Annotated in this window: 5 protein-coding genes (1 of these 5 only partly in view); 3 read left to right on the top strand and 2 right to left on the bottom strand. The window is 74.1% G+C overall.

Annotated features, from left to right (window positions below; all coding sequences use genetic code 11):
* The 3 genes in view from D455_RS35760 to D455_RS0101420 are tightly spaced (at most 8 nt apart) and all read left to right on the top strand, a layout consistent with a single transcriptional unit that may run on beyond the window.
* A protein-coding gene (locus D455_RS35760) for an ATP-binding cassette domain-containing protein (protein ID WP_338037805.1) crosses the window boundary here: on the top strand, positions 1 to 106 show its 3' portion. It extends 287 nt beyond the left edge of the window; the window shows 106 of its 393 coding nt (coding positions 288–393); its start codon lies off the left edge, out of view; it ends in the stop codon at positions 104 to 106.
* Positions 24 to 440 carry an ABC transporter ATP-binding protein gene (locus D455_RS35755; RefSeq protein ID WP_017568979.1) on the top strand — a complete coding sequence of 139 codons (417 nt, stop codon included), beginning with the start codon at positions 24 to 26 and terminating at the stop codon, positions 438 to 440. The genes D455_RS35760 and D455_RS35755 overlap by 83 nt, the downstream gene beginning before the upstream one ends.
* 8 nt (positions 441 to 448) lie before the next feature.
* Positions 449 to 2941: an FtsX-like permease family protein gene (locus D455_RS0101420; RefSeq protein WP_017568978.1), complete on the top strand. Its 2493-nt coding sequence runs from the start codon at positions 449 to 451 to the stop codon at positions 2939 to 2941.
* Positions 2942 to 3070: 129 nt separating this feature from the next.
* On the opposite strand, the gene D455_RS28855 is transcribed toward D455_RS0101420, so the two are convergent.
* Together D455_RS28855 and D455_RS0101410 are read right to left on the bottom strand one after the other, a co-directional pair.
* Positions 3071 to 3790: a sensor domain-containing protein gene (locus tag D455_RS28855; RefSeq protein ID WP_017568977.1), complete on the bottom strand. Its 720-nt coding sequence runs from the start codon at positions 3788 to 3790 to the stop codon at positions 3071 to 3073.
* Between the two features lie 111 nt (positions 3791 to 3901).
* A complete protein-coding gene (locus tag D455_RS0101410) occupies positions 3902 to 4597 on the bottom strand; it encodes a GAP family protein (protein ID WP_017568976.1) in 696 nt (231 codons plus the stop codon).
* Positions 4598 to 4716 lie beyond the last annotated feature (119 nt).

Here is a 4716-nt window from a genome sequence, read left to right as displayed (position 1 = left end):
GGCGCCCCCGCCGTATCGGCTACGTGTTCCAGGAGTACAACCTGCTGAGCGTGCTCACCGCCCAGGAGAACGTCGCGCTTCCACTGGAGCTGGACGGAACACGTGAAGCACGCCAGCGTGCGCGCGCGGCGTTGGACGAACTGGGCGTCGCCGAGCTGGCCGACCGGTACCCGGAGCAGATGTCGGGTGGCCAGCGACAGCGGGTGGCGATCGCCCGCGCGCTGATCGGCTCCCGTCGACTGGTCGTGGCCGACGAGCCCACCGGCGCGTTGGACTCGGCCTCCTCGGGGGCGGTGCGCGAGGCCCTGGTCGCCCGTGCGCGTGAACACGGCGCCGGTGTGCTGGTGGGCACCCACGACCAGGAGTGGTTCCCCCTGGCCGACCGGGTGCTCGTCATGCGCGACGGCGTGCTGAGCCCGGCCACGGGGGACGCGCGGTGAGGGGGCGTGTGAGCCTGACGCTGGCCTGGCGCATGCTCCGCCAGGACGGCAGGCGTTCGGTGCTGGGCGCGGGACTGCTGGGGCTGCCGGTGGCCGTCGCCGTGCTGGTGCAGATCCTCTACAGCACCGCCATCCCCACCCCTGAGGAGGACAGGGTCGCGGCCATGGGCGCTGCCCAGGCGCGTGTGCTGTCCCAAACGGAGGAAGCCTCGGCACGGGCGCTGCGCCAGGTGCTGCCCGAGCGGACGCGGATCCTCCGGGCCGCTGGTTCCGTGGTCTCCCTCCAGACCTCGCACGGCCCGGTGCCCACCTCGGTGACGCTGGTGGACCTGTCCGACCCCCTGACGGAGGGGCTGCTGGAGGTCACCGCCGGGCGGGTTCCCGAACGCGGTGGCCAGGTGCTGGTGAGTCAGCATCTGGGCAGCACTCGGGGGATGGGGGGCGGTGACCAGGTGGGCGTGGGCGAGGACCACACCGTCACCATCACCGGTCTGGTCCTCGACCCCACCGACCACGACCGCGACTTCCTCGTGGGCTCGCCCACGGATCCGGCGCTGGACACGCCGCGCGAGGGTGCGGGGCCGTGGCTGGTCGGCGGACTTCCCCCGAGCATGGACGAGCCCGCGCTGGTGGAGCTGCTGGGCCCGCACGGTTTCACCGTGGACCCGCGCACCCCCGGCCCCACCCCGGGTGCGGCTCCCGCCGCCGAGGACACCACGCGCGACGACGACCGCGCGGTGCTGCTGTTCACCGCCTTGGGTTTGGGCGAGGTCGGGCTGCTGGCCGCGGCGGTGTTCACCCTCACCGCCCAGCGCCGCCGCCGGGAACTGGGGTTGCTGTCCGCGGCCGGGGCCCGCCCGACCCAGCTGCGCCGGGTGGTGCTGGCCCACGGCGTGCTGGTGGCCGCGACCGGCGCCCTGGCCGGGCTCGCCGTGGGTGTGGTGTTGGCGCTGGCCGCCCAACCGCTGGGGGAGCAGCTCGTGGGCGCCTCCTGGGGGCCGCCGGTGATCCGCCCCGACCAGCTCGTCTGGATCGTGGCTTTGGCCCTGGTGGCGGGCCTGGTCGCGGCGTGGCTCCCGGCATGGTCGGTGGCACGACGAGGTCCGGTGGCGGCACTGCGCGACGCGCCTCCTCCCGCGGTCCGCGAACGCCGGACGTGGGCGTGGCCGCTCCTGGCCGCGGTGGGCCTGGTGGTCATGGTCGTCGGTATCGCCGTGGGGATGATCCCGCTGGCCGGAGCGGGCGCCCTCGCCTACGCGCTCGGACTCCTCGGTTCGTGCGCCCTGATGCTGCGGGCCCTGGCGGCGCTCGCCGCGCAACTTGGAGTACGCGCGCGGGTGGCGCTGCGCGGCCCGGCGCGCAGTCCGTCGCGTTCACTGCCCCTGGCGGTGGCGGTCTGCGCGGTCACGGCCGCGGCGTCGGTGGCCGGAGTGCTCCTGCACAGCGCCGACCAGCACAACGCCCGCACCTACGTGCCCCGCCTCCTGGACGGTCAGGCCATGCTGGACGGCCCCCTGCCCGCCGAGGACGCCGCGCTGCGGCCGGTGACCCAGGCCTTGGGCGGCGCGCGCGTCATCCGGCTCTCCCACGCCGCGATGCCCACAGGCGACGGTCCGCTGCGCCTGACCCTGGACAACCCCGCGCGCCGGTGCGCGCGGCCTCCCCGCGACAGCGCCCCGGGACAGTGCCCCAAGGAGTTGGGCGCGGGCATCGCCCCGATCCAGGACGTCGCGGTGGCCGACGAAGACCTCGTCGCCGCGCGCTTCGCCCAACCCGACCAGCGCGAACGGGCCCTGCGGGCCCTACGCGGCGGCCGGGTCGTCCTGACCGATCCCGCACTGCGACACGGCCCCGGACAGGCCCGGCTGGTAGCGGGCGTCGACCTTTCCGGAGAGGCCGTGGAGATGGACGCCGAGGTCATCGTCACCGGGCAACCCGTACAGCGGCTGCCCCACGCCCTGATCTCACCGAAGACCCTGGCCGAACACGATCTGCTGAGCACCCCGGTCCGCGGGGCCCTGCTGGTCACCGGCACAGAACCCACCCCCGACCAGGTCCAGGCGGCCCGCGCGTCCGCCAACCGCCACCTGGGCGGACAGGTCGACCTCTACGTCGAACGCGGTTACGACAGCCGGGAGATCGCCTCCGTGCTGTGGCTGTTCATGGCACTGGCCGCCGCCACCGCGGTGGGGACCGCGGCCATCGCCGGAGCGCTCTCCTCCGCCGAGCACGCCCGTGACGACGCCGTCATGGCGGCGGTGGGCGCCCGGCCCCGGTTCCTGCGCGCCATGGCCGCCGCACGTCTGCTCGCCCTCACCGTTCCGGCCGGACTCCTGGGCCTGGTCGGAGGCGGCGTGGCGATGCTGGCGGCCCTGTGGGCCTGGGGCGAGTGGCCGCCCGCGGTTCCCTGGATTCCCCTCACCGCCATGCTGGTCGCCACCGCGGCCGCCGCCTGGCTCACCGGCCACCGACCGACGCGGCGATCACCCGGGACGGCATGAGGGTGGGGCGTCCCACACCACGGGGAACCAGGGGGTAGGTCCTCCGGGGTGGACTCGCCCGAACCCCGAGGGCGGGGCCCTGCCGCGGGTTCCGGGACGAGGACCCGCTCCGGGGTTCCGGTCGGGGCCTCACACCACCGTGGGCACGTGTGGAGCACCCGCGTCCGGGCGCGGTGCGGGACGCGTCACCCCCCGAGGGTCGGGTACGGCGGTGTGGACTCCCACGCTGGGGTCCTCGGGGGCCAGCAGCAGGGCACGCCCGAGCGTGGCCTGGGCGTGGGCGCACGCGCGCACCACCAGGGGCAGGGTGAGGGCGAACAGCGCGCCGCCGAGCATGTGGACCACCGTGGTGGCCAGCACCGGGGACTCCGGCAGCACGTAGGCGCCCACACCGGTGTAGCCGGGGATGGTGTACAGCGACCAGCCCCAGAGCGGGTGGAGCAGCCCGGCCAGGGCGCCCGTCCACCAGGTGGTGGCGAGGGCGAAGCCGACCACGGACACGGGCGGGTACACCACCGCGTGCAGGGCGTCCAGCCAGCTCTGCGGACAGGACAACGGGGCCAGGGCCCGGCGCAGGGGACCAGCTCCGGAAGCGGGGGAGCGGTAGGGGCGGCGCACCACCGGCCGCCCGACCAGGTCGGTGAGGCGGACGCGCTCGACGTGGGCGAACCCGCGTGCGGTGTACAGGGTTCCCACCAGCAGGAACAGGCCCACACCGACGACGGCGGTGCCCGTCCCGGCGGCCAGGCCCGTCAGGCAGACCACGAAGGAGACGAGGGCCATCGGCAGGCCGAGCAGACTGTGACGGGTGTCGGCCAGAAGCCGGTGAAGGAGGCGGGTCGCGTTCATGGCCCCGAAACTACGCTCGTCCGCGCCCCTGGTCAGGGCCGCAGGGGTGTGGACCGGGGGTGGTGCTGGCTCCACCTGCGGTTGGCGCCGCGTCGCGCCCGGGTCCTCCGGTCAGAGACCGCCGAGGCTGACGGCGGTTCCCTCCAGGATCCCGGTGACCACCACGCCGTGCCGCAGGACCAGGAAGCCCACGATGCCGATGATCCAGCCCATGGCCTCGCGTGAGCCGGACTCCACCTTGGTCCGCCAGCGTTCCATGCGGGGGCGCAGCCGCTCGCCGAGGGCGCGGTGGGCCAGGTAGAGCAGGATCGGCGGGAGCACCATGACGACGTTGTAGGCGGCGAGCATGGGCACCCACACCACGGGGGACAGTTCGGCGGTGGTCATGATGCCGACCGCGCCGAAGTAGGGGAAGGCGGTTCCGCCCTCCAGCAGGCCGGTGGCCAGCCCCAGCCCGACCATCGCGCCGGTGCGCAGTGAGGCGGGCCTGCGCTGCCCGCGCGGCTTGTCGGGCATGAACAGGGCGTAGGCGAGCATGCCCCCGCCCAGCACCACCATCGCCCAGCCCACGGCGGGATGGTCCGCGAGGCCGCCCAGGGCCTCGAACAGGAAGCCGAAGCCGAGCATGAGCGCGCAGCCCAGGGCGAAGTAGAAGAGGGCGACGGTGCCCAGGTAGGCCAGCAGCGGGCGGGCCACCGAACGCGCCCCGCTGAGTAACACGTACAGCGACACACCGATGGTTGCGGGGCTGAGCGTGTCGAGTAGAGCCAGTCCGGCGACCGGCAGCAGGACGTCCAGGGGCGGCATGGGAACTCCCGTCACTTTTTCTCGCACGTCTGTGACAAATAAAATAGCACGAGTGTGTTAGAAAAGGGGAGTGCCCAAGATCGTCGACCACGAGCAACGCCGCAGGGAACTGGCCGAGG

This window comes from Nocardiopsis halotolerans DSM 44410 (assembly GCF_000341065.1).
In the GTDB taxonomy this organism is placed as follows: Bacteria; Actinomycetota; Actinomycetes; order Streptosporangiales; family Streptosporangiaceae; genus Nocardiopsis; species Nocardiopsis halotolerans.
The sequence above is the reverse complement of the archived record's forward strand: the minus strand, read 5'-3'. Positions and strand labels throughout refer to the sequence as shown.

Coding starts and splice junctions, on each gene's coding strand:
- D455_RS28855 (WP_017568977.1), bottom strand. CDS start 3,790: ATGAACGCGACCCGCCTCCTTCACCGGCTTCTGGCCGACACCCGTCAC.
- D455_RS0101410 (WP_017568976.1), bottom strand. CDS start 4,597: ATGCCGCCCCTGGACGTCCTGCTGCCGGTCGCCGGACTGGCTCTACTC.